Here is a 24772-nt window from a genome sequence, read left to right as displayed (position 1 = left end):
CTTAAAAACATTCTAATTTATGCAGTTTCAAGTTGGTGATATTTTATCAGTTCCACTCTTTGCTCATACTCGTCATTTCTTTGTCTTTATAGGTGATGGAAAAGTTATTGAGTGGGGTCCTTCAGATGGAATATCTTGGATGGGTAGTCATGGTCGTGTCGCTAAAAAAGAACTGGTCAAAATGGGTCTAGAGTATAAGTGGTTAGCAAGAAACGGAGATTTGAAAGAGATAACCCTAGAAAAGCGTACAGGAGTCAGCAAGGACTTAATGTTTAAACGGATAGAACAGATAACTAAAGAAATTGATTATCATTTAGGTCATTGTAACTGTGAACATTTTGCATATTATGTTACTGGTAATAAACCGCATTTTTACCAAAGTATTTGGCACTTGTTTACAGATCATAATCCATTTACAAGTCAACCTATGATTAACAATTATAAGCAACTGCGAGATGAATTACTGAGATGTAAATTTTGCGGGACAGTTAGTTTGTCAAGAGAGGACTTTGACCAATCTATTTTTGTTAGTGTATTGAATGATGGTTATTATGTATATCATTTGAATCATCAATTAGGAGGCCAGAATTTGTACATAACTACTGTTCCAAAATCAGAAGATTTTGACTCTAGTTATATCTCAATAGTTTTGGCATATTTTGGTGCTTTTATTGGAAGAGGTGAGATTTTTCGTATTATTCGTCAGTTACGAGGATGTTAATTTAAATAAAAATTTCTTGAGAAAATTACAATCCTGATGGTTTTATGATTGATTAATATAAATCAAAAAAGATAATTTATTATTAACTTAAGTAGTAGAATCTAACTTCAAAATAGCATTAAACTAAAAATAATCATTTAACTCTATAATTCACTATGTTAAACCTATCCAATCCCGATCCCATTTACCTCGAAATATTCAAAAATCTCTATCAGTTTATAGCTGAAGAAATGGGAATTATTCTACAAAATACAGCCTCTTCAGTTAACATTAAAGAACGTCTAGACTTTTCCTGTGCTATCTTCGATCAACAAGGATTATTAGTCGCTAATGCACCCCATATTCCTGTGCATTTGGGAAGTATGAGCGAAAGCGTTAAAAGTCTTATTCAAGATAAGAAAAATAGTTTACAACCTGGGGATGTTTATCTGTCAAATAACCCCTACAATGGTGGAACTCATTTGCCTGATGTAACTGCTATTACACCAGTTTTTAATAATGAGAATAAAGAAATTTTATTCTATGTTGCATCTCGTGGTCATCAAGCAGACATTGGAGGAATTACACCGGGTTCTATGCCTCCCCATTCTAGATCAATTTTAGAAGAAGGAGTGCTATTTGATAACTTTTTATTGGTGGGAAAAGGACATTTTCGAGAACAAGAAGTAAGAGAAATTCTAGGCAATGGGGATTATCCTGCGAGAAACCTTGACCAAAACATTGCCGACTTTCAAGCACAGATCGCAGCTAATGAAAAAGGATACCAAGAATTGCAAAAAATGGTCAATCAATATGGTTTAGAAACTGTACAAGCTTACATGAGATTCGTCCAGGATAATGCAGAAGAGTCTGTTAGAAAAGCAATTGATGTCTTAAGCGACGGAGAATTTACTTATGCAATGGATCAAGGTTCAGAGATTAAAGTTAAAGTAACTATCGATGATAAAAATCGTAGTGCAACAATCGATTTCACAGGTACCTCTGAACAATTAAGGAGTAATTTTAATGCTCCAAAAGCAGTTACACAAGCAGCCGTGTTATATGTTTTTCGTACCCTAGTTGATGATAATATTCCCCTCAATGCTGGTTGTCTAAAACCCTTACATTTGATTATCCCTGAAGGAAGTATGTTAAACCCGAAATATCCGGCAGCTGTGGTAGCAGGAAATGTAGAAACTTCTCAAGTTATTGTTGATGCTTTGTATGGCGCATTAGGGGTATTAGCTGCTTCCCAAGGCACTATGAATAACTTTACTTTTGGGAACGAAAACTATCAATATTATGAGACAATTTGTGGGGGTTCTGGTGCTGGAATTAACTTTAATGGAACCGATGCAGTACAAACCCACATGACTAACTCTCGTTTAACCGATCCCGAAGTATTAGAATTTCGTTATCCTGTATTAGTAGAAGAGTTTAAAATTAGAGAAAATAGCGGTGGAAAGGGTCACTATTCTGGAGGAAATGGTGTTATAAGAAACATCAAATTTTTAGAACCTATGACTGCTAATATTTTGTCAGCACATCGAGTTATTCCTCCTTTTGGTTTAGTAGGTGGAGAAGCAGGAAAAGTGGGAAAAAATTCGCTTAAACGAAAAGATGGAACGGAAGAAATATTAGATGGTACCGCAACCGTAGAAATAGAATCAGGAGATAATTTTATTATTGAAACTCCAGGAGGTGGAGGTTTTGGATTCCTGGACTCCTAAAAAGTTTATTTTACTTAATTAATTGTTTTTTGAGTATATAATTTTCTACTACTTCTAACATGATATTACTTGGAAAAGAAGAAGTCCTTGACTTCCTGGGTGCATTGATTAAATTAACGGTTTCTTCTATTTGTTCAAAATTAGGTTTAGTTACCATAACTTTAGCTAAAAATTTGCGAATTACTCGTCTTTGTAGAGCTAAGTGTACACTTTTTAATACATCTCTATTTAATCTAGAGTTATTAGCATCAAATGCTACTAGAAATATCTTATTAGCTTCTCCTTCTAAATAATCAGATTCCGCTTTTAATACTTCTGATGTTTGTGATAAATTAGTTTCTACATTGGGGTTAAAATTTTCTTTTAGATAGGGTAATAATTCTTGGCGAATACGGTTACGAGCATACTTTAAATTAGTATTAGCTACATCTTCCCAAATCGGTAAATTAAATTGTCGACAAAACGTTAAAGTTTCCTGCCGTGAAACCTTTAATAAAGGACGTACTAAATTGATTTTATTTGTTAGAGGACGTTTCCAAGTTAATGCACCTAGTCCGTTGCTACCAGCTCCTCTAATTAAATTATACAATAATGTCTCGCTGCGATCGCTTAATGTATGACCAGTCACTACTTCGCTAAACTGGTTTTCTTCGGCTATTTCAACTAAACTTTGATATCGCCATTCTCTGGCGTTTGCTTCTGTTTCTTTCATTGATTCAGCTACTTTTAAATAAAAGGTAACACCCCAATTACTAGCAGCTTTTTCTACATGATCTGCAATTCCTACGTCAGAAGACCAACCGTGATCGCAATGAGCAATAGCAATTTTCCAACCCCACTTTGGTTGTAAATCTAGTAGAAGTTTCGATAAACATAAAGAATCTTGTCCCCCAGAAACTGCAACTAAGATGTTACTTTTTTGAGGTAAAATTAAACTATCTTTGAGTTTTTGATGTACCCTAGCATGAATATTTGTCCACATTTTAAGATTAATCGATTCTCATACTTAAATCCAACCAAGTCGCACGAGTAATAGGCGCACTACTAGAAATATAATCCACTCCAGTTAAGGCAACTTTCCTAATATTATCTAGGGTAATGTTACCCGATGCTTCTATTTTTATTTGTTTATTTTCTTTCCTAATATAAGCCACAGATTCTTTCATTAAATCTATATCCATATTATCTAACATAATAATATCTGCCCCATACTTTAAGGCCTCTTTTACTTCTGCTAATGTTGTTGTTTCCACTTCAATAGTAAGGGGATAGGGAATGGTTTGACGAATAGAATTAATTGCTCCTTGAATACTGCCTGCGGCTTTGATATGATTATCTTTAATCATCACCCCATCATCTAAGCCCATACGGTGATTTTTGCCTCCTCCTATTCGGATGGCATATTTCTCCAGTATCCTTAAACCTGGGGTCGTTTTACGAGTATCTACCAACTGACTCGGTAAATCTTCTATAGTTTTTGCGTACTGCCTAGTCATAGTGGCAATACCGCTTAACCTCATCCCCAAATTTAAGGCAACTCTTTCCCCTGTTAATAGAGTGCTTAATGGTCCGTTGAGTTTTGCTATCACTTGACCAATTTTCACCCATTCTCCGTCTTCCACAGTGGGGTCAAAGGAAATATCTGAACTTAATAGCTGAAAGACTCTCTGAGCAACGGGTAAACCAGCTACGACTCCCTCAGACTTAGCTATCCAATAACCCGAACCCGTTTTCTTTAGTTCCAAACCCTCAGTGGTGCGATCGCCTCTTCCAATGTCTTCTTGCAACCAAGCAGTTAGCAATGGATCTATATTCAATAATGAAGGTATCACAATTGTTCTGTTTTTTCAAGAGATTATCTATTCTTTATCATAACCTAGTTATTAATAACTAATTTATCAAATTGTTATAAAACTACAAAGAGAATTACAAAACTAAATCAACTGACCACTTCAGGGGTTCGGTGTGTATTTTGTCTGTATGATACTTTACAGTATTTTTGATAAAAAGAGATAATTATCGGTACTATTATTCCTAAAAATCATTTATACTTGCATTATGAGAATAAAAATTTTCAATAACTCAATAATAGGAAGAAAAAAAAGAAGGCATTATAGTAGAATGTTCATGATAAACATAAGGTCAAACCTTAATTAAATACTATAACAACAGTGGGAAGTGTCACATCAAAAATCGTAGTAGTATTACTGAGTTCCTAGTAACTGCATAGATTTTTTACTATCCAAAAATATCAATAATTAATATCAGGATAGATTCCTTTTTGAGAGAGATATATAGGTAGAGTATTGTATTACTCATGCTGTATTGTGAAACAATTATTAGATTACCCATTGAATCTAACAATTAAAGACACGAGCGTAGTTTGCTTAATTTATCACTGTTCGTAAACCATCATGTCTTATACAATTTCTGAAAGTTGCCCAACTTGTAATAGTTGTCAAATTCATTGCCCAACTGATGCTATTAAAACGGAAAATGGTGAATATCTGATCGATAAAGAAAAATGTAATAGTTGTCAAGGTTATTATCAAGAACCTCAATGTATTGTTCAATGTCCTATTAGTAGTCCAACCCCCATCCAAGCCAAAAAAGGAAGATATAAAAATGTAACCAGAATCCCCACATCTCCCGAACTATTTATCAATGGAAAAAACACCCCTTTTGCTTCGTCGATGATAATTTGGGAAGCCTGTACTGTCTTAACTTGCGCCTCAGTGCTTCCTTGGGAAAAAGACAGTAACAACAGTCTTTATTATGAGCGATCGGTTAAACAAGGACAAGGCACAATTGTTTTTCGTTTAAACAACATATTAAACACACAAATATCTGAATCAGTGGATTATTTATCCGATTCTAGCCAACTAGAATGTATTGATATCAGAGCAGCTTGTTTACATCTTTTATTTGCTGGTTATGCAACCACATTAGAAAAACCTTGGGAAGAAAAATTTGTTATCAGTGATCAACAAATCGAACAATATTTAGGGCTAGATAAACGAAAAGACCTCAGTAAAGCAGCCAAACTGAGCCTAATTAAACTATTAATACAACAAACCTGTCAATTATTAGCCACCATCAACTGGCCACAACAAGGAAAAGTTAAAGGTTTTCTCGTTCCAGAAAGTCCGATCTGGAACCTATTAGAAATTCAACATCACTTCCAAGAAGATGATTTAGGGTGTCAACATTTAATCGGCTTAACCTTTACCTTACAACCCGGAATTTGGGCTAAATACTTCTTAAATAAACAAGGTTACAGTAAAAGAATTGCCTTTTATCAATACGGTTCCTTACCTCAATTTGTTTTAAGTAGTGTCATGAGCATTTGGCAGCAACATCCGGGAGCAACAAGAATCATGCTCTGGTTACTATTTAAAAGCAAAATGGGACGTAAACAATGTATTACCGTCCCCACCCTCATGAGAGTCGCTTATGGTCAACAAAGAATCGCCCAAGCAGACATACACCGAGAGCAACGAAAACGCCTCCTAAGAACCTTTGAGAGCGATTTAGAGGTTTTGAATCATTACGGATTAAAACCCGTATTTGACCCCGTTTCCTACCCAGAAACCATACAACCTCTCTGGGTAAAACTAGATAGACTCCCCGACGATGCAGACGAAGCGTTAGACTTTTGGATTAACGATGGTTGCCAAGAGCATCGTTTAACCGACTCTGGCCCGAGGGGAAAATGGAATTGGTTAATGAAAGCCAGAATTCTTAACTTTGAACTCCCCCAAGAATGGGAAGAACAATTAATAAAATTTGAACAAAAAAAACAACGGAAAACACAGCGTAAAACTCGTAATCCCAAAATCTCTCAGTTATCTGCTGAGCAAATATTAGATGCAAGAAAGCGCAAAGGTTTAAGTCAAAGGGCCCTGGCCAAAGAAATCGGCAAAAGTCAAAGTTGGATTAGGGATCTCGAAAATGGTCGTTTTTCTGCCAAGCCCGAAGATCGCGAAATTCTCAAAACTGTTCTAGAATTGTATTAGTAGTAAATTATTATCCCAAACGGCCAAAAAAGGTTTATCATAGTACCTACGTTCTGAGAACTGGGAAAATCTATGGAACCTTTAACTCCCGCACAAAAAGAATTGTACGACTGGTTAATTAAATACATTAACGACAATCAACACGCTCCTTCCATTCGTCAGATGATGAAAGCCATGAATCTGCGATCGCCGGCACCGGTGCAAAGTCGCCTAGAGAGATTGAGAAACAAGGGCTATATCGATTGGATCGAAGGCAAAGCCAGAACCTTGAGAATTTTACACCATCAACCCAAAGGCATCCCCATATTAGGAGCGATCGCAGCCGGAGGATTAGTAGAACCCTTCACCGATGAACAAGATCGTCTAGACCTCTCCAATCTCCTCCAGAATAGCAAATACTGGGGTTTAAGAGTTACAGGGGACAGCATGATCGAAGATTTAATCACCGAGGGAGATCTAGCCATTATGCGCTCTTTAGATCCCGATGAAACGTTAAAAAATGGTGAAATTGTTGCTGCTAGAGTAGAAGGAGTAGGAACCACCTTAAAACGATTTTATCAAGAAGGAGAAATGGTGATGTTAAAGCCTTCAAATCTTAACTATCAACCCATAGAAGTCAAAGCTAACCAAATAGAAGTTCAAGGAATCTTAATAGGAGTTTGGCGAGGTTATTGACTTGTCTTTGTGCTTAGAAAAGGGAACCTGCGATTAAGAAACCGTCAAAGTAGTAGAGGTTTAATACCAGATGAGCCTCTACTCTCTCAAAGTTAAGGATAACTTGATGAACAAGACTATTCCCAAAAAGCACTATGCTATAATCCAGTAAAGTGCAGAAGTTACTATTAGCCTCGATTATCTAGGGAATTTGAAATATATGGAAAATATACCCAATCACCTCAGCAAAATTGATGGGCAGTTAGGAAAGTTAATCATATTAGGATTTCCCTTTGAAGACCTTGCCACAAATGCCTCTTTTGAAGAGATGGTTTTTTTATTTTTGCACAATCATCTCCCCAATAAAAATGAACTTGATAACATTAATAAAAAACTATTATCTCACCGATATCTCGATGAAAAAATCTTAGATATTCTCAAAAACGCAGCCGCCAACGATGTGGAACTTATCGAAGGGGTGAGGATCGGGGTTAGCTGTCTAACTCTGGATATGCAATCTCATCGCATAGATAGAGAAGGAATTAACGGCGCACTAAAGATTATCGCTTCGGTTCCTATTATTACAGCTTCCTACTGGCGTTTACTCGAGGGTCAACCAATCATAGATCCTCACTTGGAGTTAGGCCACGCGGCTAACTACTTATATATGCTCACAGGAGAAAAACCTACCCCCGAAGACGTTAAAACTCTAGAGATTTATCTCAATACGGTCATCGAGCATGGAATGAACGCCTCAACCTTTGCTGCACGGGTTGTCATGTCCACCCGTTCTGATTTCGTTTCTGCGGTAACCGCTGCCATCGGCGCGATGAAAGGAGTTCTCCACGGAGGTGCGCCAGGCCCGGTACTGGATATGTTATTGGAGATGCAAAAATCGGGAGACATAGAAGGCAATTTACGTCACAAGTTTGAAAACCGAGAACGTTTAATGGGTTTTGGCCATCGGGTTTATCGAGTCAAAGATCCTCGGGCCATCTTGCTGTCTAAGGTATCGGCAGATGTCTGGAAACGGAGAGAAGATAGGGACTTTTGGGGTTTAGCTGTTGACGTGGAAACCACCGCTTTACGGTTACTCAGGGAATACAAACCCAATCGTAAAATTGAAACCAATGTGGAATATTACACAGCCTTAGTTTTACACGGGTTAGGACTGCCTTCAGCCTTATTTACCTCAACCTTCACCGTCAGTCGGGTTGTAGGGTGGTTAGCCCATTGTTTAGAACAGCTAGAACTCGATCGCATCATTCGTCCTAGTTCTGTTTATACCGGACCCCATCAACAATCATGGTGTCCCATGGAGGAGAGATAAGCTTAAGAAATAGGGAAGGAAGCTCTTTCTTTCCCGAAGATTTTGGAGTCTTTTCTTGCGTTGAATACTCTCTATAAGTTCGGCAATAAGGATTAAAAATTAAAGAAAAAATTTAGGTTTATTTGTACAAGGATTTGTGAGTATTTTCTATAATAAATTGTGATCAATGAATTAATTTCGCCACAGGAACCTATTGAATGAGTAGTGAGCAAAATACACAGTTACCCCTTTGGGTGCAAGACCGCAATACCGTTTTATCCCATGATGAAGGGGTTAAATGGCGCAACGGAGAAAAGCCAGATTATTCCTATACCGATCAGTATTTACACAAAGAAAGTCAACATAATCATGTACCCGGTTCTTTAGAAGCGATCGCTCAAAATTTGGTAAGAACTTTTGAGATGGAAGCTTCTCATAAAACCGATCCTCAGCAATGGCTTTCCATCGTTACAGATAAATTTCAAATGAGTAGTAACGGGGGTCCTTCCTACACCGCAGAAGAGGTGAGCGAACAGGGAACCTATAACCTTTTTATCGACAAAACCCCAGGTTACGATCCCACTGCAGAAGACTTTCAATCTTCCTTTGAGCTATTTCATAAAGCCTTTCCCAATGGCTTTTTATGGGAACTAATCGAAGTTTTATCAGGGCCTCCTAATGTTACCTTTAAATGGCGACACTGGGGAACTTTTAGTGGTCCCTATAAAGACCATCAACCCACAGGAGAAACCATTGAAATTAGAGGTATTAGCGTAGCCAAATTAACCGATGATCTCAAGATTTTATCCATCGAACATTATTTTGATAATAGCACTTTTCTGAAAAAGCTAACCTCTGGTTGTCCTGTTGCTCATTAATCGCAGTTAAGGCTAAAACTAACAATTTTCCAAGGTTCGATCTGATTGTCATGATCGACTTTTTCTTCTAATAGATTCAACCTTTGATCTAACTTAAGGTTTAAGTCCCCATTAATCTCCATTATAGCAGATTTTCCTTCGCATTCGTAACAACGCAAAATATAGTTATTTTTTTCCTCCTCTCCTGGTTTTAATGCAGATACAATCAGGTTATCTGGTGATACTTTTAAAGCTGAAAATAGAGGAGGTAGTTTTCCATGATTATTAATATTCTTATTAATGATCATAACTTGTAAGGGAATATTCAATTCACGTGCTTTTTGGACTGTTTTTGCCTGTTGCCAACTTCCTTTATGGGGATAGATAGCATAGGTAAATTCATGGTGTCCAATGTCACAAGTGGGATCTGGCCATCGGGGACTTTTTAATAAAGTCAGTCTAAGGCGATCGCTTTGACTATCGTAGCCATATTTACAGTCATTTAACAAACTAACGCCGTAGTTTTTACTATTATCGGTTAAATCTGCCCATCTTAACCCTGGAACTTCCCATTTTGCTTTTTCATAATCAGTTTGGGGATGGTTTGTTCGTTTAATAGTTCCAAAGGGAATCTCATAACTTGTATAGTCTGCTGTTAAGTTAAGTGGAAATGAAGCCTTTACTAAAACATAGCTTTCTTGCCAATTAACTTGGGTTTTTATTTTCAAAACTGTTGATTTTTTCTGCAATATATAATCTTGTATAAACTCTGATTTACCTAATTGTTTAATCACTCTTATCTTCCATTGTATAGGACCTGTTTCTAATACTTCTATAGATTTTAGTTCTGTATCTGGTAAAGGATGATTATTATAATTAGGATCAATATTCCAAGCATCCCAATACTGTCCTTGATCTCGGAAGCTTTGTAATTGATTTCCTTCCTCTTTTAAAATATCTATTTTGTGAATTTTATCATAAATACTATCAATATTTCCCGTTTTATTATTAATTTTTACTTTTAAAAAATTATTTTCTAAGATTATTTTGTTTTGATACAATATTTTTTCTTTCTCTTTCTTGATCTCACTAGGTACTAACCAAAAAACACGATAACCAAAACTAGGTATTTCTTCAGCTAAAAATAATAATTTTTTCTCGTGATTAACTTGAGTTACAAGTTTATTTTTTTCTAAATCATAAACATCATAATTATCATCAATACTATCAATCTCTACTATTTCTGATCGTTGCCAACTTAGGGAGTTGAAAATGATAACTATTTTTTCCTCTAACTCTGACATAGTAGGAATATCAATACTGGCAACGACTTGTTTCAGCGCAGACTGTAAGATATTGTTACCAATAGTTTGAACTTCTTTCCAGTCTTGATTTGCTTGTACAAATACCTCCGAAATGGAGGTTCCAGGTAAGATGTCGTGGAATTGGTTAAATAATACTTTTTTCCAAGCATCTTCTATATTACTTTTAACTTCATTATCTATAGCTTTATTTTCAATCATAGCTGCAATACATGACCATAATTCCCCTTGATATAATAGTTCTTCGCTACGACGATTATAATATTTTTGATCTGCGTGGGTAGTATAACAACCTCGATGTAAATCTAAGTACAGTTCATCATCCCATATAGGAATATCGAAGCCATTTTTAACAGTATTTCTAACCTTATCCAGATAATTTTTTGAGGTTGTAAAATCTATTTTTGGGAAGAAAGGAGACTGCTTCCATCGTTCGCTAACCTCTATCATGTCACGAGTTGGACCACCACCATGATCCCCAACTCCTGGTATCCATAACATTTCTTGTAAACCCGTTTGTTGTTCCCATTTCACACTGTAATTAGTCATAGTTATGGGATTAGTTGTCATCACCCCTTCTACATTTGGAGGAGACATTACTGTTAATAATTGTGTGCCATCAAGAGACTGCCACCAAAATGCACCATAGGGAAATTCTGCGGTATTATTCCAGTGAAGTTTTCCTGTAACAAAATAGTTAATACCACTTTCTTTAAATATTTGAGGTAACTGGAAACAGAAACCAAAACTGTCAGGTAACCAGGCAATTTCCGTAATGTTTCCAAATTTTTCTTTGATATATTTTTGTCCATATAACAATTGTCTCACCAGGGATTCTCCTGAAACTAAATTAACCTCTGGTTCCACCCACATCCCTCCCAAAATTTCCCATGTACCTGCTTTATACGAGGCTTGAATCTGTTTAAAAAGTTCGGGACGATTTTTTTCTATCCATTCATAAAGAACAGGGGTTGTATGGCAAAATGTGAGGTGATTAAATTCTTTTTGTAAGTTAATAACCGATCTAAAAGTTCGTTCTGCTACTTCCCAAGTTTCGTCCACTGTCCATAACCAAGCCATATCTAAATGAGCATGACCAACAATGTTAAAATGACGTTGTTTAATATCATCGCTTAATGTTTCTAATTGTTGTCTTAGCTTAATTAATTCGTTATTAAACTTATTGGCATCAGCAACATAGTTCCAGTTAATACAATTTATTCTTTCTTCTATAAAGCCTAAATTTTCAGGAAAAAATACCGATGAATATTGGTATAAGATAGACATTTCATCAGCAACAAAACCAGGATCAATTGACTTATAATCGTTCTCATAGATTAACTCAGACTTCATTAACGCTCCAATATCATGACCTGGACTAACTAACCGTAAACAAACTAAAAATTCTTGTCCTCGTTCCACACAATTAGTCAATAAAATCCTTCCCAAAGAGTCAAATAAATCTCCCTCTTGAACTAGCTTTCCATTGACAAAAATTTGTGCTATTTCTGCCCACCAAACCAGAGATAATCTCAAAGAAAGGTATTGTAAAGGATAATTATTTAGTTGTCCAGGAATAACCATTTTTTGGATTAACCATTGAACCTTATTTCCTGCCTCCCAGGTTAAATAACCTTTCTCGTTAGCTATAATCGATTCTAATCGATCAAAATTAATATTATTGATGTCTATTTCTTCTGAAGTCCCTAACCATTTATTTTGTACACTGACTTGTGTTAAGCGACGTAACTTATCAATTGTTTCAGTAATTTTCATTTTTTAGCAACCATTAAAATAATCAAAATTGTTATCAGAAGTATCTCCGTCCCCATTAACCCATTTAAAGTTTCTATATCTTCTGGATTAATGATAAAATACTGATGAAACAAAGTATAGGGAATAATCTGCAAGAAAATAATGCCGACAAAAAAAGCAAAAGTACCGTAAAAAGATTGATACCAAAGACTAATAGATGTGATTCCATTGAAGGCTAATAAAATAACATCCATAACTCGCCAATGAAGCGGTGTGTCTAACCAAGAAACATCCCCTAAACTTAAAATGTTGGCACAATGAACCAAAGCACCATAAAGTAGACAAATGGATAATAACTTTAAATAAATTCCCGTCCAATATTGAGGAAAAGAGCTTCGTAAACGTTTAAGCATTTTATAATACTCCCCATATTTTTCGTTTTTGCTAAGATAAGCTAGAAAACCCGACATTCCATACTTTAGCCTATGTCTCACCCTGTGAATGAATCTTCCCTGATCCCCCCTACCTTAATCGAAAACAGAAAAGCCGATCATATCAATATTGTTCTAGAAAAAGATGTCACAGGTAAAGGTATTACCACAGGGTTTGAGCAATTTTTCATCGAACACGATGCCCTTCCTGATGTGGATCTCGATGAAGTCGATCTTAGCTTACAACTGTGGGGCAGAAGGTTACAAGCCCCTCTACTAATTAGTAGCATGACCGGAGGCACAGATAATGCCCACGCTATCAACTTGAATTTAGCAGAAGCAGCCCAAGCTCTCGGAATTGCTATGGGAGTGGGTTCCCAACGGGCAGCGATCGAGCAACCCAGTTTAGGCAAAACCTATCAAATAAGACAAGTTGCTCCCGACATCCCTTTATTCGCTAACCTGGGGGCAGTACAACTTAATTATGGTTACGGCATCGATGAAGCTAAAAAAGCAGTAGAAATGATCGAGGCTGATGCTTTAATACTCCATCTTAACCCCTTACAAGAAGCTGTCCAAGCAGAAGGCGATCGCAACTGGAAAGGACTCTACAACAAAATCGCAACTCTAGCCACTTGCTTAGAGGTTCCCATCATCGCAAAAGAAGTAGGCAATGGTATCAGTGGCAAGGTTGCTAGTCGTTTGGCTGAATGTGGAGTATCTGCGATCGATGTAGCAGGATCTGGTGGCACCAGTTGGAGTGAAGTAGAAGCATACAGACAAAACGATTCTCGTCGCCGTCAAATTGCCCATTGTTTTGCTGGTTGGGGCATTCCTACGGCCGTGTCTTTGATGCAGGTAAGTAAAGCTGTTCCTGAGTTACCCATATTCGCTAGTGGGGGTATTCGTACTGGCATTGATGCCGCTAAAGCGATCGCATTAGGAGCAACTTTGGTAGGTACTGCAGCCCCTATATTAGATGCTGCTACTTATGAATCTCAAGCAGTTTACGATAAGTTCTCAATTTTATTAGAAACCCTGAAAATTGCTACTTTTTGCGCCGGGGTTTCTAATTTAAAACAGTTAAAACAAGTTCAGTTACATCATAAAAACAGTTTGTATTAAGTTAGGAAGATTCCATGTTCATCTAAGTGATACCAAAGACATCAAGTATTATCACTTGTCTCGAAATAATGTATAGTTAGACATATTTCGTACCCATACTCCCTATATTGCCCTTCAGTATATAAAAAAGTAGTATGGTCTGTCAACCCCATTGCTTCGTTACTTAACAAGAAATATTTTCAATAATTTTGTATCACGCGTGAACAGTTTGTTAGGTATTTAGTATCTAATGTTACTATTTTTTGGACAACGAGGGCAAAAAGCTAAGATTTAAAATACAAATATAGTACATACAAAAGAGAACAAAGCACTTATAGATATAAAATAGATGATTAAACTATAAAATAGAAGAGAAGTAAAACAATTATTTTGATGGAAATTAAACGTTTACCTGCATTATCTGATAATTACATTTTTCTCTTACATGACACCAATAATAAAACCGCAGCAGTTGTTGATCCGGCAGAGGCAAAACCAGTGTTAAATTGCTTAGATCAATTAGGAGCAAAATTAGTCGCTATTTTTAACACCCATCACCACGCCGATCATGTAGGAGCAAATAAAAAATTAATGGAGAAATTTCCTGATGTTTGTATTTACGGAGGCAAAGAAGATCAAGGAAGAATTCCAGGACAAAAAGTTTTTTTAGAAGAAGGAGACACGATAAAATTTGCTGAAAAAATAGGCAAAGTATACTTTGTTCCTGGTCATACTCGGGGACACATTGCTTATTATTTTCCCCCCAATAATTCAGAAGAAAAAGGAGACTTATTTTGTGGTGACACTATTTTTGCTGGTGGGTGTGGTCGTTTATTTGAAGGCACACCAGCACAAATGGTTCAATCCTTAACTAAACTGAGAAACTTACCCGACAATACCCGCGTTTGGTGTGCGCATGAATATACCCTAAGTAACCTTGAATTTGCCGTCACTTTAGAACAGGATAATAACGATTTACAAACCCGTTATCAAGAGGTTATTAAAGCACGTCAAAATGAGCAAGCAACCGTTCCTTCTTTATTAGGGGAAGAAAAGAAAACCAACCCTTTTCTTCGGTGGGATCAACCAACTTTACAAACTTTAGTAGGAATGAACGATCCGGCTAGAGTTTTTGGGAAAATTAGAGGGATGAAAGATAATTTTTAATTAGTGATGGAAGTACAAAACTTCAAATTTAAGGAAAAAATATCACACTACTTAGATGATTTTAGTAGCCCCATCGGCATCACTATTAATTTAGTAATTTTGGGGCTTATTTTATTATCTTCTGGTATTTTTGTCGTAGAAACTTATCATTGGTCTGGGAATATTTTAGGAGTATTGGATCAATTAGACAAGATGATTCTATTCCTATTTGCTATTGAATACTCCATTCGTTTTTTGTGTGCAGAATCAAAACGAAGATTTATCTTTAGTATTTTTTCTTTTATTGATTTACTTTCTATTTTCCCTTTATTTATCGGTTTCGTTGATATACGCTTTATTAGTATTCTCCGATGGTTCCGAGTTTTAAGACTACTAAGATTGATAAATTTTGAAACATCTTTATTTAAAATAAAGTCAGAGGACGGCATTATTTTGGTGAGGATATTTTTGATTATATTTTCCTTAATTTTTATCTATTCTGGAGCTATTTATCAAGTTGAACATTATAGTAATCCAGAAGTTTTTCAAACTTTTTTTGATGCTTTGTACTTCTCCGTTGTCACCATGACAACCGTAGGATTTGGTGATGTAATTCCCCTTTCAGAAGCAGGAAGAATTTTAACGGTGATTATGATTTTTTCGGGAATTCTCTTGATTCCTTGGCAACTCAGCATTTTAACCCAAAAGTTCTTACAAAATAGTCAACAAAGTAATCTAACTTGTTCTTATTGTGGCTTAAAATATCATGATCGTGATGCCAACTTTTGTAAGATTTGTGGAACTAAGTTATGAGCCTATAAATTAACCTTAGTAAAAAGAAATAATCAAGAATTTGATCCAGTTTTTCAAATAATCAAAAATATTAAATAATTCTTATTATAACTTTTGGAATAAGCTGAGTGTGATAAGATCCGACAGGATAGAGAATTCTAGAGAAAATTAATAAATGCACAAAATCCCCGTTACAGTCATCACAGGCTTTTTAGGCGCAGGAAAAACCACATTAGTGCGACACCTTTTACAAAATAATCAAAAGCGACGTATTGCAGTATTAGTCAACGAATTTGGAGAAGTAGGAATCGATGGAGAATTACTAAAAGATTGCCAAATTTGTGATGAAGAAGATAACCCTAACGAAAATATTATAGAACTCAATAATGGTTGTCTCTGTTGCACCGTTCAAGAAGAATTTTATCCCACCATGCAACAACTTCTAGAACGAAGAGAATCCCTCGATTGTATGTTAATAGAAACCTCCGGTTTAGCCCTACCAAAACCCCTAGTACAAGCCTTTCGTTGGCCAGATATTCGTAACAGTGCTACCGTCGATGGTGTAGTAACAGTAGTGGATTGTCAAGCATTAGCTTCTGGTACATTAGTGGGAGATATAGACGCATTAGAAGCACAAAGAAAAGCCGATCCCAACCTCGAACACGAAACCCCAATCGAAGAATTATTCGAGGATCAATTAGCTTGTGCAGACTTAGTATTACTCACCAAAACAGACTTAGTTAAAGAGACAGAATTACATAAAATTAAAACCTGGTTATCCCAAGAATTACGCCCTGGTGTCAAAGTTGTTTCCTGTAATCAAGGTCAAATTAGTCCTGACATTTTATTAGGGTTTAATGCAGCAGTGGAAGATAACTTAGAAACCCGTCCTTCTCATCACGATCACGAAGAAGAACACGATCACGACGATGAAATTAACTCCGTACAAATTACCCTTGAACAAGCTTATGAACCCAAAAAATTAGTGACAACTTTAACAAAATTAGTAGAAGATAACGAGATTTATCGTATTAAAGGCTTTGTCCATGTTCCTAATAAACCCATGCGTTTAGTGTTACAAGGAGTCGGCGATCGCTTCGATTATTTCTACGATCGCCCTTGGCGCAAAGATGAACTCAAACAAACCCGTTTAGTCTTCATTGGTAGAGAATTAAGGCAAGAAGCGATCGAAGAACAATTATAGGAGTTGGAGCATAGGTTAGACCCTATTTTAGCCGCCGCCGCCGCCACCACCGCCGCCTCCGCCTCCGCCACCACCACCACCGCCGCCGCCGCCACCGCCGCCACCGCCATCACCACCGCCACCACTATAACCACCACGACGAAATATCATCGATGACATTATCCAAATAATTAACCAACCATAATAACCAATGCTAAATAAGAAGCTAATAATGTTATTGATCAAGGGTTCTGTTTGATCAATTACCTGTTTAATATTCGATTGCCAATAAGGACGGGGTAAATTCAAGATATCATGAGGGAAACTAACTTGAACTTCAATTTCTTTTTGTGGAAGAATCTGACCCAAAGAAATAAATTCTACAGTTCTATTATCAATCCAAGATGATTGAGTGGGAAGTCCAAAACTTTTAATATCAATAATATTTCCTACTGATTCTTGAGGTAATTTCACTGTAACTTTAGCATTTTTTATGGGAGATTTACGATCAGGAAAAATAGCTTTCCAATAGACTTTATCCACGTTAGGTTCTGTTTCAATATGTAAGCCACCAATAACACGATAACTAATCACAAAAGTATGAGATTCTGGTGGGTTAATAATAGGCTCATGCTTCCATTCAATAATTAAATTATTGTTTGCTTTCCTAGCTATTCTTCCTAAGATTTTGCCATCTTCCGTTACAGATACATCGGTAATGTCATCGACTTTATCAAGGGGAATATAACGGTAACGCTGGTTAGAATAATTTTGATTAAAAGTATATTTTTGAGTTTCTTTAACCAGCATATCTCCGTTTTTTTGAACATCAATGTCAACATTGATAAAATCCCAATAAAAAGGTAAATGGCTTTGAGCATTTACGGGATATAAATTATCAGTAATGACTAAATTTGAAAGCAAAACAACCAAACAACTGATAATCGCTACAGCAATTCTCCGAAGATGTCTCAACCAAACTGTTTTAGTTGAGACATGGATGATGTTCTTTTTCATGTTGGCTCCAGAATAGTTCCTATGGAGTTATCTGGAAAAAGCACCCATACATCCGAATTTTTTAACAAAACTTTACTTAACGTTAGTTACTCAAAACTAATCTCGCTAAACCTACCCCAGGATAATAGTAGTCCAAAATCTCTTGATAGTCGTAACCTTTTCTGGCTAATTCATAAGCCCCCGTTTGACTCATTCCCCGTCCCTTATGAGCGCGGGCCACAATTTCATCCGTAGCTGCATAAAGGGACTCCACCACACCCCCTCGATGGCTCAAAATCTGTCCTTTGGTGCTTCTTACTGCGTGATGACCGGTATTATACTCACTGTTTAACCCCTTATACACCTGCCAACGTTGGGTATTACCTAGATCGTACCAAGAACTCGCCGGGCGGATCATGTGAACTAAAGCATAAGACCGAGCAGCGATCGCTTGAGCTTTGAGAGCTTCTGTGGGTGCATTAGCGTGCATTTCACTTCCCACAACACTATATAAATACTGCTCAAAATTCACATGATTAACCACTAGTAAGCTGTTACCCTTGGAAACCAGTAAGATTTTGCCCCGATACCAGCGATCGCCTACATAGATGAGACTACCTTCTGTCGGTTGCACCCAAACAACTCCGGGCAAAGACTGTCCCCCAAAAGATAAAGAACCCCCATTTGGTCCCACATTCCATCCTTGGGAACCCGAGAGGGTTTTTAACTGCTTATTATTGCGATCGCTTACTACTGCTTGTCCTGACACCCCTAAATTGGTTCCTGGAACATCTCGTAAAATAGCCACACGAATATCGAGAGGAGGAGGTTGATAGTCCGGCGGTGCTGCCGCTAAAGACTTGGGAGAAGGAGGTGACATTCGGGACGGTGGGGAGGTAACCGGCTTTTTCACCTCTGACTTTTGAGGAGGGTTAACCGACTCCTGAGTATCAACCTCTGGTTGCTGAGAAGGTTGTTTCAAATATGGTTTTTGTACCTCTGACTTTTGGCTTTTCACCTCTGATGATTTCTGAGAAGGTTGTAACTGACTCAGAGGGGGTAAAGCAGTCGTTTGGAGTTTAGCTTCCCCAACAGGATCTGACGGTTGCCAATAGGCAGCAATAAAAGGAACACTCGCCGCGCATAACAAAGGAATACCCCACAGTTGGGGACGGTTGACCAATAAGTTTTTTAACAACTTTTTCATAATGCAACCAACGCAACACCCTTAAGAAATGAAAATAATTACAATGTCGATTAACAAACGCCTTCATTAATATAACTGATAACTGATAACTGTTAACCAATTTCACCCTCAACTATGTCCTTATCTTCCCTCGATCGCTTGCTTCAAGTTATGGCAAAACGTCCCCAGTGGGACGAATATCGTCGCTATGTTGAAATCTGTGAAATTTGGTCGACTATAGTCCCAAAACCAGCCGCATCCCACAGTCAACCCTTATATGTTCAAAGAGATATGCTTTGGATCTCCACTTCTAGTTCCGTTTGGGCCCAACAATTATCGTTTCAAAGTTATTCCCTACTGAAGCAACTAAACCATCGTTTATCTGCTTCTCCTTTGCACAAACTTCGGTTTTCTCCTGCTCAATGGCATAATCATCCAAGTCAACAACACCCCTCATACGTAACAACAAAGCAAAACTTATTTGCCCATACCGACGGTGTATCCCCCATAGAAAAATCAATTACCACCACCCCAGAAGAAGCTTTTCAACGATGGACTACTGCGATCGCTCACCATCTCCAACACCTCCAGTTGTGTCCACAATGCCATCGTCCAACCCCTGACATTGAACTAGAAAGATGGTCAAAGTGTTATCTTTGCATAACGCAACATTGGTCCACAAAATCTCTGTCAACCTTAGAGTAATTATTCAGTTAGCAATGGCATAAGTGCTGTTTTTCTCCGTATAATTCCTCATTGTTGATGAAGTTTTCTCTCGATAGTTTTCTTTTTACCCTTGATCCCCAGTATTTTCTTTGCCAATTTGCTCAATTTAAGAAAATTAATTTCATTAACTTTCTTTGATTATTCGGATAGTTCATTTACTTTTGTAAAACAAATATTAAAAAAATCTAAAAATTTAAGTATAGAAGAAAACAGTCAAATCAAGACAGAGGACTAAGTGAGCAGATTAAATTCTATTTAGCTGATGTTAGATAATAAGACTTAGAAAGAAAATCCTGAATATATCAAATCTTACGCCTTACGGTAAAACACCAATGAAACCCCATAATTTTTTGACCTCATCTTGTCGCTTTTGTCGCTATTATCAGACAGAAGGTCGTCGAGGAGGTATGTGCCAACAATTGGGTGTTCCAGTTCGTTCAGAATGGAAGGCTTGTAGTTTGGCTGTTGCCCCGTTTACCCAACCTTGGGAAAGTTTAGAAAAAGTTGTTAAGTTAGAAAACTCTTTAATACTTGAATATTCTGATAATGTAAAATCAGAGCAAAAAGTTAACACTTAAATTCATCACTAATTTTGATTCTGTTCCGAATTAGAATAACTCGTTAAAAAATTTTTTCAACTCTAATCAGTGTACTAAAAGTAACATCTTTGTGAACATAAAGATGTTATTTTTAATAACAGCACATTTACAATCAATACGTTGTATCAATGGTCACTCAAGCAAAAATAGGCATTCTAGGCGGTAGCGGTTTATATAAGATGGATGGACTCGAGGACGTACAAGAAGTTTATTTAGATACTCCTTTCGGTAAACCTTCCGATGCCTTCATTTTGGGCAACCTAGAAGGGGTTGCAGTGGCTTTTTTAGCCCGTCACGGTCGCAACCATCATTTAATGCCTTCGGAGTTGCCATTTCGGGCAAATGTTTACGGGATGAAACAGTTAGGGGTTGAATACTTAATCTCAGCTTCTGCGGTGGGTTCCCTCAAAGAAGAAATAAAACCCCTAGATATGGTCATCCCCCATCAATTTATCGATCGCACCCATGGCCGAGTTTCGACATTTTTTGGTCAAGGTATTGTAGCCCATATCGGTTTTGGTGATCCAGTTTGTCTCCAACTAGCCACTATTTTAGAGGAAGCAGTAGAAAGTTTACAATTACCTGATATTACCTTACACAAAGGAGGCACTTATGTTTGTATGGAGGGACCAGCCTTTTCTACCATCGCTGAATCTAATTTATACCGCAGTTGGGGCGCGTCTGTTATCGGTATGACTAACCTACAAGAAGCAAAATTAGCCCGAGAAGCAGAAATTGCTTATACCACATTAGCCCTAGTTACAGATTACGATTGTTGGCATTCGGATCACGATCACGTCACCGTAGAAATGGTTATTGAGAATTTACGCAAAAATGCCATCAACGCTCAAAAAGTTATCCGAGAAACAGTGAAACGCATAGATAACACCCCCCCAGTTTCCGAAGCACATTCCGCCCTAAAATACTCCATTCTCACCCCTCCTGATAAAATCCCACCAGAAACAAAAGAAAAGTTAGGGATGATCATTAGAAAGTATCTATAACGTGAGTTAGCAATCAGCAGTTAGCCGTCAGGAGTTAGGAGTCATTAGAAGCCTTCCTCCTGCCTCTTCTAAAAAATAAAAACAAAAGAGCTGCCAAGAACGAGGAGATTCACCTTCAACATTTTTATCGATTTCCTAGAACAGTTAAAGCTAAGATAGTAGGAAACTTATAATAAAAACCCACCAATTAACCTTGATAGCTTTAGATAACTCTACAGAAAAAAAGGATTTAATCCCTCAATTTGACATTATTGTGGTAGGGTCAGGAGCCGCCGGTTTGTACGCGGCTCTGCGTTTACCCAGTCACTATCGCATAGGACTAATTACCAAGGATGCTTTAAAAACAGGGGCCAGTGACTGGGCCCAAGGAGGCATTGCGGCCGCCATTTCTCCCGAAGATTCTCCTCAGTTTCATCAAGAGGATACCCTCAAAGCAGGGGCCGGTTTATGCGATTTCAGTGCGGTACAATTTTTAGTAGATCATGCTAAAACAGCGATCGAATCTCTAGTTGAGCTTGGAGTAGCCTTTGATCGCCAAGGGGACAAACTAGCCATGACCTTAGAAGCGGCTCATTCCCATCCCCGTGTGTTACACGCTGCGGACACTACAGGACGAGCCATTGTCAGGACTTTAACGGCCAAAGTGCTAGAACAACCCAACATAGAAATTATCTCCCAAGCCATTGCCCTCAAATTATGGATTGAACCAGAGAAAAAACATTGCCAAGGTTTAAGCGTTCTTTATCAAGGAAAAATTTTCTGGATTCAAGCAGGAGCAGTTGTTTTAGCCACTGGGGGTGGTGGTCAAGTTTATGCTCAAACCACCAATCCTTCTGTTAGTACAGGAGACGGAGTTGCACTAGCTTGGCGCGCGGGCGCGATCGTCAGAGACTTGGAATTTTTTCAATTTCACCCCACTGCTTTAACTAAACCAGGAGCTCCTCATTTTCTGATCAGCGAAGCGGTTCGGGGTGAAGGAGCCCATTTAGTGGATAGGCAAGGAGAACGGTTTGCTTTTCGCTATCATCCTTCTGGAGAGTTAGCCCCGAGAGATGTGGTAAGTCGGGCTATTTTCGACTATTTACAAGGTCAAACCACTCAAACTCATGTTTATCTTGATTTACGTCCTCTCGAAACCGAGCGCATTCATTATCGATTCCCCAATATTATTGGCGTTTGTCAAAACTGGGGCGTAGATGTGTTTAAAGAGCCAATTCCAGTGGCTCCTGCTGCCCATTATTGGATGGGAGGGGTTAAAGTGGATTTGAATAATGCCACTTCTATTGCTGGACTTTACGCCATTGGAGAAACTGCTAGTACAGGAGTTCATGGAGCTAATCGCCTTGCTAGTAATTCTTTGCTAGAGTGTTTAGTGTTTGCCGCTCAATTATCAAAACTGCATGTGACATCCCCAATTCCTATTAACAAGACATCGGAGATTGTAATGGACAATCAACAACAATGGCAACGCGAAATGCCTAAAATTCTAGAAATTCGTCGTGCCTTACCTGAGTTGCTCTGGCAGAGTGCTGGTATTTCCCGTAATCAAACTATCTTGGAAGAGGCAATGACACAAGTTAACTTATGGCAAAAACAATTAAAGTCCTTGTCTGTAAGTCAAACTATTCTAGACTTGTTCCCTGGCCAATCGGTTAAATTAGAAGCAACTACAAAAGAAAGTGATTTACGCATTTGTGCTGAAACAATTAACCTCTTGGATATTGCTTATCTGATGCTCAAAAGTTGCTTATTTCGTACTGAAAGCAGGGGAGGACACTATCGTCAAGACTACCCTAAATCTGACCAACAATGGGAGCAACATACTCTAGTGTGTGATGATCGGTGGTGGAAAGGTAAGATAAACTAGGAAGTCAATATATTTACTGTTTAAGCTATTAATTAAGACAACTATCAATCCCTTTTTTCAAATCGATATGATGATTTACTATCGTTTACCTCTACTAATATTAATCTGTTTATCTTATCTAACTTGCCCCTCCCCGAGTTTGGCTAACTCCGACTTATTGACATTGGATGAAATTGGGAAAAAAGAAAAGAAAATTGCCCAAGCTGACAATCCCTCAGACATTAACTCTACCCCTAGTTTTAATTCTGATTATGATCTAGCTATGCAAGCAGGATACGAAGCGACTGAACAAAAAGATTATGAAGTAGCACAAAAAGAGTTTAAAAAAGCTCTTCAAGCACGTCCCAATGATATTTATGCTCGGCAAGCTCTGCAGAATGTCGAATTTTATATAGCAAGACAAAGTAATCCTTTTAGGAAGCTAACTTCTAATAACACTATTTTGTGGGTTGGTTTAATAATAATTATTGCCGCTATTGGTATACTAGCTTGGCGATTTTTAAGCCGTGGTTCAGCCTACTCTAGAGAGGAACTAGAAGAGGAATTACTGCAACCCCAGAAATTTGATCACTTAGAATCTAATCTTAAAAATAGTCAAAATCTTGATCCAGTAACGACTAAAAATCATGACGAAAATAATGAAAATCAAAAACAGCATCAAAACTCACTATTTTCGACAGATAAGAAACCAGTGGAATTAGACACTTCTTCAGAGGTTATGATAGAAACACCAGACTCGGAAAAAGTTTTAGCTATTCAAAAAACGACCCGCATCCCCAGTGGAGATCAAGTTGAGAATTTAATCAAGCAATTACAAGAAAATGAGCCAAAAAAACGTCGTCAAGCTATCTGGAAGTTAGCACAAACTGCTGATTCACGGGCAATGAAACCCCTAGTAGATTTAATGATTGATACAGATTCCCAAGAACGAAGTTTGATTTTAGAGGCACTCTCTCAGATTAGCACAAGGACTCTCAAACCCATGAATCATGCTTTAACTCTTTCTTTACAGGATAAGAATCCCCAAGTTCGGAAAAATGCTATACGAGACTTAACAAGAATTCATGAATTGATGTCCCAAATTTATCAACTACTATGTCACGCAATCGATGACAGCGATCAGGAGGTACAAGAAACTGCAAAATGGGCAATTAACCAGTTAAATACTCAAATTCCTCCTCGCTTAGACTTAATGACTGGAGAAAATATTTCTGAAGTAGCAGTGGAACAGTCTTATTCAGATGCAATGGAATAAAGCAAGAATATAGAGTATTGAAGGTCATGACTCACCGTTCGCTTAAATTGAAAGGATAGGATGAGCAAAAAAGGTTAAAATCCTTTATATCATTACAAGGGAGACAGAGTGAAAGCACATATTTTCTTGTGTATGTTGGC

General features: G+C 37.5%; 21 protein-coding genes. 15 read left to right on the top strand and 6 right to left on the bottom strand.

What is annotated here, in order from left to right:
* The first annotated feature begins 19 nt into the window (after nt 1–19).
* Both P9B04_RS11155 and P9B04_RS11150 read left to right on the top strand, forming a co-directional pair.
* On the top strand, nt 20–721 hold the full coding sequence (locus tag P9B04_RS11155; protein ID WP_342055062.1) for a lecithin retinol acyltransferase family protein: 702 nt from the start codon (nt 20–22) through the stop codon (nt 719–721).
* 155 nt (nt 722–876) lie between these two features.
* The gene (locus P9B04_RS11150; protein WP_342055061.1) at nt 877–2430 is read left to right on the top strand and encodes a hydantoinase B/oxoprolinase family protein; all 1554 of its coding nucleotides are present in this window, start codon (nt 877–879) and stop codon (nt 2428–2430) included.
* Nucleotides 2431–2440: 10 nt separating this feature from the next.
* On the opposite strand, the gene tilS is transcribed toward P9B04_RS11150, so the two are convergent.
* Both tilS and nadC read right to left on the bottom strand, forming a co-directional pair.
* Nucleotides 2441–3412, bottom strand: coding sequence for a tRNA lysidine(34) synthetase TilS (gene tilS / locus P9B04_RS11145; RefSeq protein WP_342055060.1), 972 nt, complete (start codon nt 3410–3412; stop codon nt 2441–2443).
* A gap of 7 nt (nt 3413–3419) precedes the next feature.
* Nucleotides 3420–4262: a carboxylating nicotinate-nucleotide diphosphorylase gene (gene nadC, locus P9B04_RS11140; protein ID WP_342055059.1), complete on the bottom strand. Its 843-nt coding sequence runs from the start codon at nt 4260–4262 to the stop codon at nt 3420–3422.
* Between the two features lie 582 nt (nt 4263–4844).
* On the opposite strand from nadC, the gene P9B04_RS11135 reads away from it, so the two are divergent.
* The 4 genes from P9B04_RS11135 to P9B04_RS11120 all read left to right on the top strand — a co-directional run bounded on the left by P9B04_RS11135 (nt 4845) and on the right by P9B04_RS11120 (nt 9287).
* Nucleotides 4845–6446 carry a helix-turn-helix domain-containing protein gene (locus P9B04_RS11135; RefSeq protein ID WP_342055058.1) on the top strand — a complete coding sequence of 534 codons (1602 nt, stop codon included), beginning with the start codon at nt 4845–4847 and terminating at the stop codon, nt 6444–6446.
* Nucleotides 6447–6518: 72 nt separating this feature from the next.
* Entirely contained in the window at nt 6519–7121 is a 603-nt protein-coding gene (gene lexA, locus P9B04_RS11130) for a transcriptional repressor LexA (RefSeq protein ID WP_342055057.1), read from the top strand.
* Nucleotides 7122–7320: 199 nt separating this feature from the next.
* Complete coding sequence (locus tag P9B04_RS11125) at nt 7321–8430, top strand: citrate/2-methylcitrate synthase (protein WP_342055056.1); 1110 nt, start codon at nt 7321–7323, stop codon at nt 8428–8430.
* Between the two features lie 197 nt (nt 8431–8627).
* A complete protein-coding gene (locus P9B04_RS11120) occupies nt 8628–9287 on the top strand; it encodes an ester cyclase (protein WP_342055055.1) in 660 nt (219 codons plus the stop codon).
* Here P9B04_RS11120 and P9B04_RS11115 read toward each other — a convergent pair.
* Nucleotides 9284–12364 (bottom strand): alpha-mannosidase, encoded by a 3081-nt coding sequence (locus P9B04_RS11115; protein WP_342055054.1) that lies wholly within the window; start codon nt 12362–12364, stop codon nt 9284–9286. The two genes, P9B04_RS11120 and P9B04_RS11115, sit on opposite strands and share 4 nt — an antisense overlap.
* Nucleotides 12361–12756 (bottom strand): hypothetical protein, encoded by a 396-nt coding sequence (locus P9B04_RS11110; RefSeq protein WP_342055053.1) that lies wholly within the window; start codon nt 12754–12756, stop codon nt 12361–12363. Before P9B04_RS11110 ends, P9B04_RS11115 begins: the two co-directional genes overlap by 4 nt.
* Before the next feature lie 72 nt (nt 12757–12828).
* On the opposite strand from P9B04_RS11110, the gene fni reads away from it, so the two are divergent.
* The 4 genes from fni (at nt 12829) to cobW (ending at nt 17020) form a co-directional block, all read left to right on the top strand.
* Nucleotides 12829–13899, top strand: a complete 1071-nt coding sequence (gene fni / locus P9B04_RS11105; protein WP_342055052.1) for a type 2 isopentenyl-diphosphate Delta-isomerase — start codon at nt 12829–12831, stop codon at nt 13897–13899.
* Between the two features lie 372 nt (nt 13900–14271).
* Nucleotides 14272–15045, top strand: a complete 774-nt coding sequence (gene gloB / locus P9B04_RS11100) for a hydroxyacylglutathione hydrolase (protein ID WP_342055051.1) — start codon at nt 14272–14274, stop codon at nt 15043–15045.
* 6 nt (nt 15046–15051) lie between these two features.
* Complete coding sequence (locus P9B04_RS11095) at nt 15052–15837, top strand: ion transporter (protein ID WP_342055050.1); 786 nt, start codon at nt 15052–15054, stop codon at nt 15835–15837.
* Between the two features lie 154 nt (nt 15838–15991).
* Complete coding sequence (gene cobW / locus P9B04_RS11090; protein ID WP_342055049.1) at nt 15992–17020, top strand: cobalamin biosynthesis protein CobW; 1029 nt, start codon at nt 15992–15994, stop codon at nt 17018–17020.
* 27 nt (nt 17021–17047) lie between these two features.
* On the opposite strand, the gene P9B04_RS11085 is transcribed toward cobW, so the two are convergent.
* Nucleotides 17048–18016, bottom strand: a complete 969-nt coding sequence (locus P9B04_RS11085) for a DUF2207 domain-containing protein (protein WP_342055048.1) — start codon at nt 18014–18016, stop codon at nt 17048–17050.
* Nucleotides 18017–18098: 82 nt separating this feature from the next.
* Nucleotides 18099–19202 carry a SpoIID/LytB domain-containing protein gene (locus tag P9B04_RS11080; protein ID WP_342055047.1) on the bottom strand — a complete coding sequence of 368 codons (1104 nt, stop codon included), beginning with the start codon at nt 19200–19202 and terminating at the stop codon, nt 18099–18101.
* A 114-nt stretch (nt 19203–19316) separates the two neighbouring features.
* On the opposite strand from P9B04_RS11080, the gene P9B04_RS11075 reads away from it, so the two are divergent.
* The 5 genes from P9B04_RS11075 to P9B04_RS11055 all read left to right on the top strand — a co-directional run bounded on the left by P9B04_RS11075 (nt 19317) and on the right by P9B04_RS11055 (nt 24632).
* Nucleotides 19317–19886 carry a DUF721 domain-containing protein gene (locus tag P9B04_RS11075; protein ID WP_342055046.1) on the top strand — a complete coding sequence of 190 codons (570 nt, stop codon included), beginning with the start codon at nt 19317–19319 and terminating at the stop codon, nt 19884–19886.
* 353 nt (nt 19887–20239) lie between these two features.
* Nucleotides 20240–20485 carry a hypothetical protein gene (locus P9B04_RS11070; protein ID WP_342055045.1) on the top strand — a complete coding sequence of 82 codons (246 nt, stop codon included), beginning with the start codon at nt 20240–20242 and terminating at the stop codon, nt 20483–20485.
* Nucleotides 20486–20634: 149 nt separating this feature from the next.
* Nucleotides 20635–21510: an S-methyl-5'-thioadenosine phosphorylase gene (locus tag P9B04_RS11065; protein WP_342055044.1), complete on the top strand. Its 876-nt coding sequence runs from the start codon at nt 20635–20637 to the stop codon at nt 21508–21510.
* Nucleotides 21511–21703: 193 nt separating this feature from the next.
* Nucleotides 21704–23377: an L-aspartate oxidase gene (gene nadB, locus P9B04_RS11060; RefSeq protein WP_342055043.1), complete on the top strand. Its 1674-nt coding sequence runs from the start codon at nt 21704–21706 to the stop codon at nt 23375–23377.
* A gap of 70 nt (nt 23378–23447) precedes the next feature.
* Nucleotides 23448–24632: a HEAT repeat domain-containing protein gene (locus tag P9B04_RS11055; RefSeq protein ID WP_446717991.1), complete on the top strand. Its 1185-nt coding sequence runs from the start codon at nt 23448–23450 to the stop codon at nt 24630–24632.
* Nucleotides 24633–24772: the final 140 nt, after the last annotated feature.

The organism is Crocosphaera sp. Alani8 (genome assembly GCF_038442745.1).
Classification (GTDB): domain Bacteria; phylum Cyanobacteriota; class Cyanobacteriia; order Cyanobacteriales; family Microcystaceae; genus Crocosphaera.
Note: the sequence above shows the minus strand (reverse complement) of the source record. Positions and strands in the feature narration are given on the sequence as shown.

What these genes read in the sequence shown, in the direction of transcription:
- P9B04_RS11155 (WP_342055062.1), top strand. Translation starts at nt 20, where the DNA reads ATGCAGTTTCAAGTTGGTGATATTTTATCAGTTCCACTCTTTGCTCAT.
- P9B04_RS11150 (WP_342055061.1), top strand. Translation starts at nt 877, where the DNA reads ATGTTAAACCTATCCAATCCCGATCCCATTTACCTCGAAATATTCAAA.
- tilS (WP_342055060.1), bottom strand. Translation starts at nt 3,412, where the DNA reads ATGTGGACAAATATTCATGCTAGGGTACATCAAAAACTCAAAGATAGT.
- P9B04_RS11135 (WP_342055058.1), top strand. Translation starts at nt 4,845, where the DNA reads ATGTCTTATACAATTTCTGAAAGTTGCCCAACTTGTAATAGTTGTCAA.
- lexA (WP_342055057.1), top strand. Translation starts at nt 6,519, where the DNA reads ATGGAACCTTTAACTCCCGCACAAAAAGAATTGTACGACTGGTTAATT.
- P9B04_RS11125 (WP_342055056.1), top strand. Translation starts at nt 7,321, where the DNA reads ATGGAAAATATACCCAATCACCTCAGCAAAATTGATGGGCAGTTAGGA.
- P9B04_RS11120 (WP_342055055.1), top strand. Translation starts at nt 8,628, where the DNA reads ATGAGTAGTGAGCAAAATACACAGTTACCCCTTTGGGTGCAAGACCGC.
- P9B04_RS11115 (WP_342055054.1), bottom strand. Translation starts at nt 12,364, where the DNA reads ATGAAAATTACTGAAACAATTGATAAGTTACGTCGCTTAACACAAGTC.
- P9B04_RS11110 (WP_342055053.1), bottom strand. Translation starts at nt 12,756, where the DNA reads ATGCTTAAACGTTTACGAAGCTCTTTTCCTCAATATTGGACGGGAATT.
- fni (WP_342055052.1), top strand. Translation starts at nt 12,829, where the DNA reads ATGTCTCACCCTGTGAATGAATCTTCCCTGATCCCCCCTACCTTAATC.
- gloB (WP_342055051.1), top strand. Translation starts at nt 14,272, where the DNA reads ATGGAAATTAAACGTTTACCTGCATTATCTGATAATTACATTTTTCTC.
- P9B04_RS11095 (WP_342055050.1), top strand. Translation starts at nt 15,052, where the DNA reads ATGGAAGTACAAAACTTCAAATTTAAGGAAAAAATATCACACTACTTA.
- cobW (WP_342055049.1), top strand. Translation starts at nt 15,992, where the DNA reads ATGCACAAAATCCCCGTTACAGTCATCACAGGCTTTTTAGGCGCAGGA.
- P9B04_RS11085 (WP_342055048.1), bottom strand. Translation starts at nt 18,016, where the DNA reads ATGAAAAAGAACATCATCCATGTCTCAACTAAAACAGTTTGGTTGAGA.
- P9B04_RS11080 (WP_342055047.1), bottom strand. Translation starts at nt 19,202, where the DNA reads ATGAAAAAGTTGTTAAAAAACTTATTGGTCAACCGTCCCCAACTGTGG.
- P9B04_RS11075 (WP_342055046.1), top strand. Translation starts at nt 19,317, where the DNA reads ATGTCCTTATCTTCCCTCGATCGCTTGCTTCAAGTTATGGCAAAACGT.
- P9B04_RS11070 (WP_342055045.1), top strand. Translation starts at nt 20,240, where the DNA reads ATGAAACCCCATAATTTTTTGACCTCATCTTGTCGCTTTTGTCGCTAT.
- P9B04_RS11065 (WP_342055044.1), top strand. Translation starts at nt 20,635, where the DNA reads ATGGTCACTCAAGCAAAAATAGGCATTCTAGGCGGTAGCGGTTTATAT.
- P9B04_RS11055 (WP_446717991.1), top strand. Translation starts at nt 23,448, where the DNA reads ATGATTTACTATCGTTTACCTCTACTAATATTAATCTGTTTATCTTAT.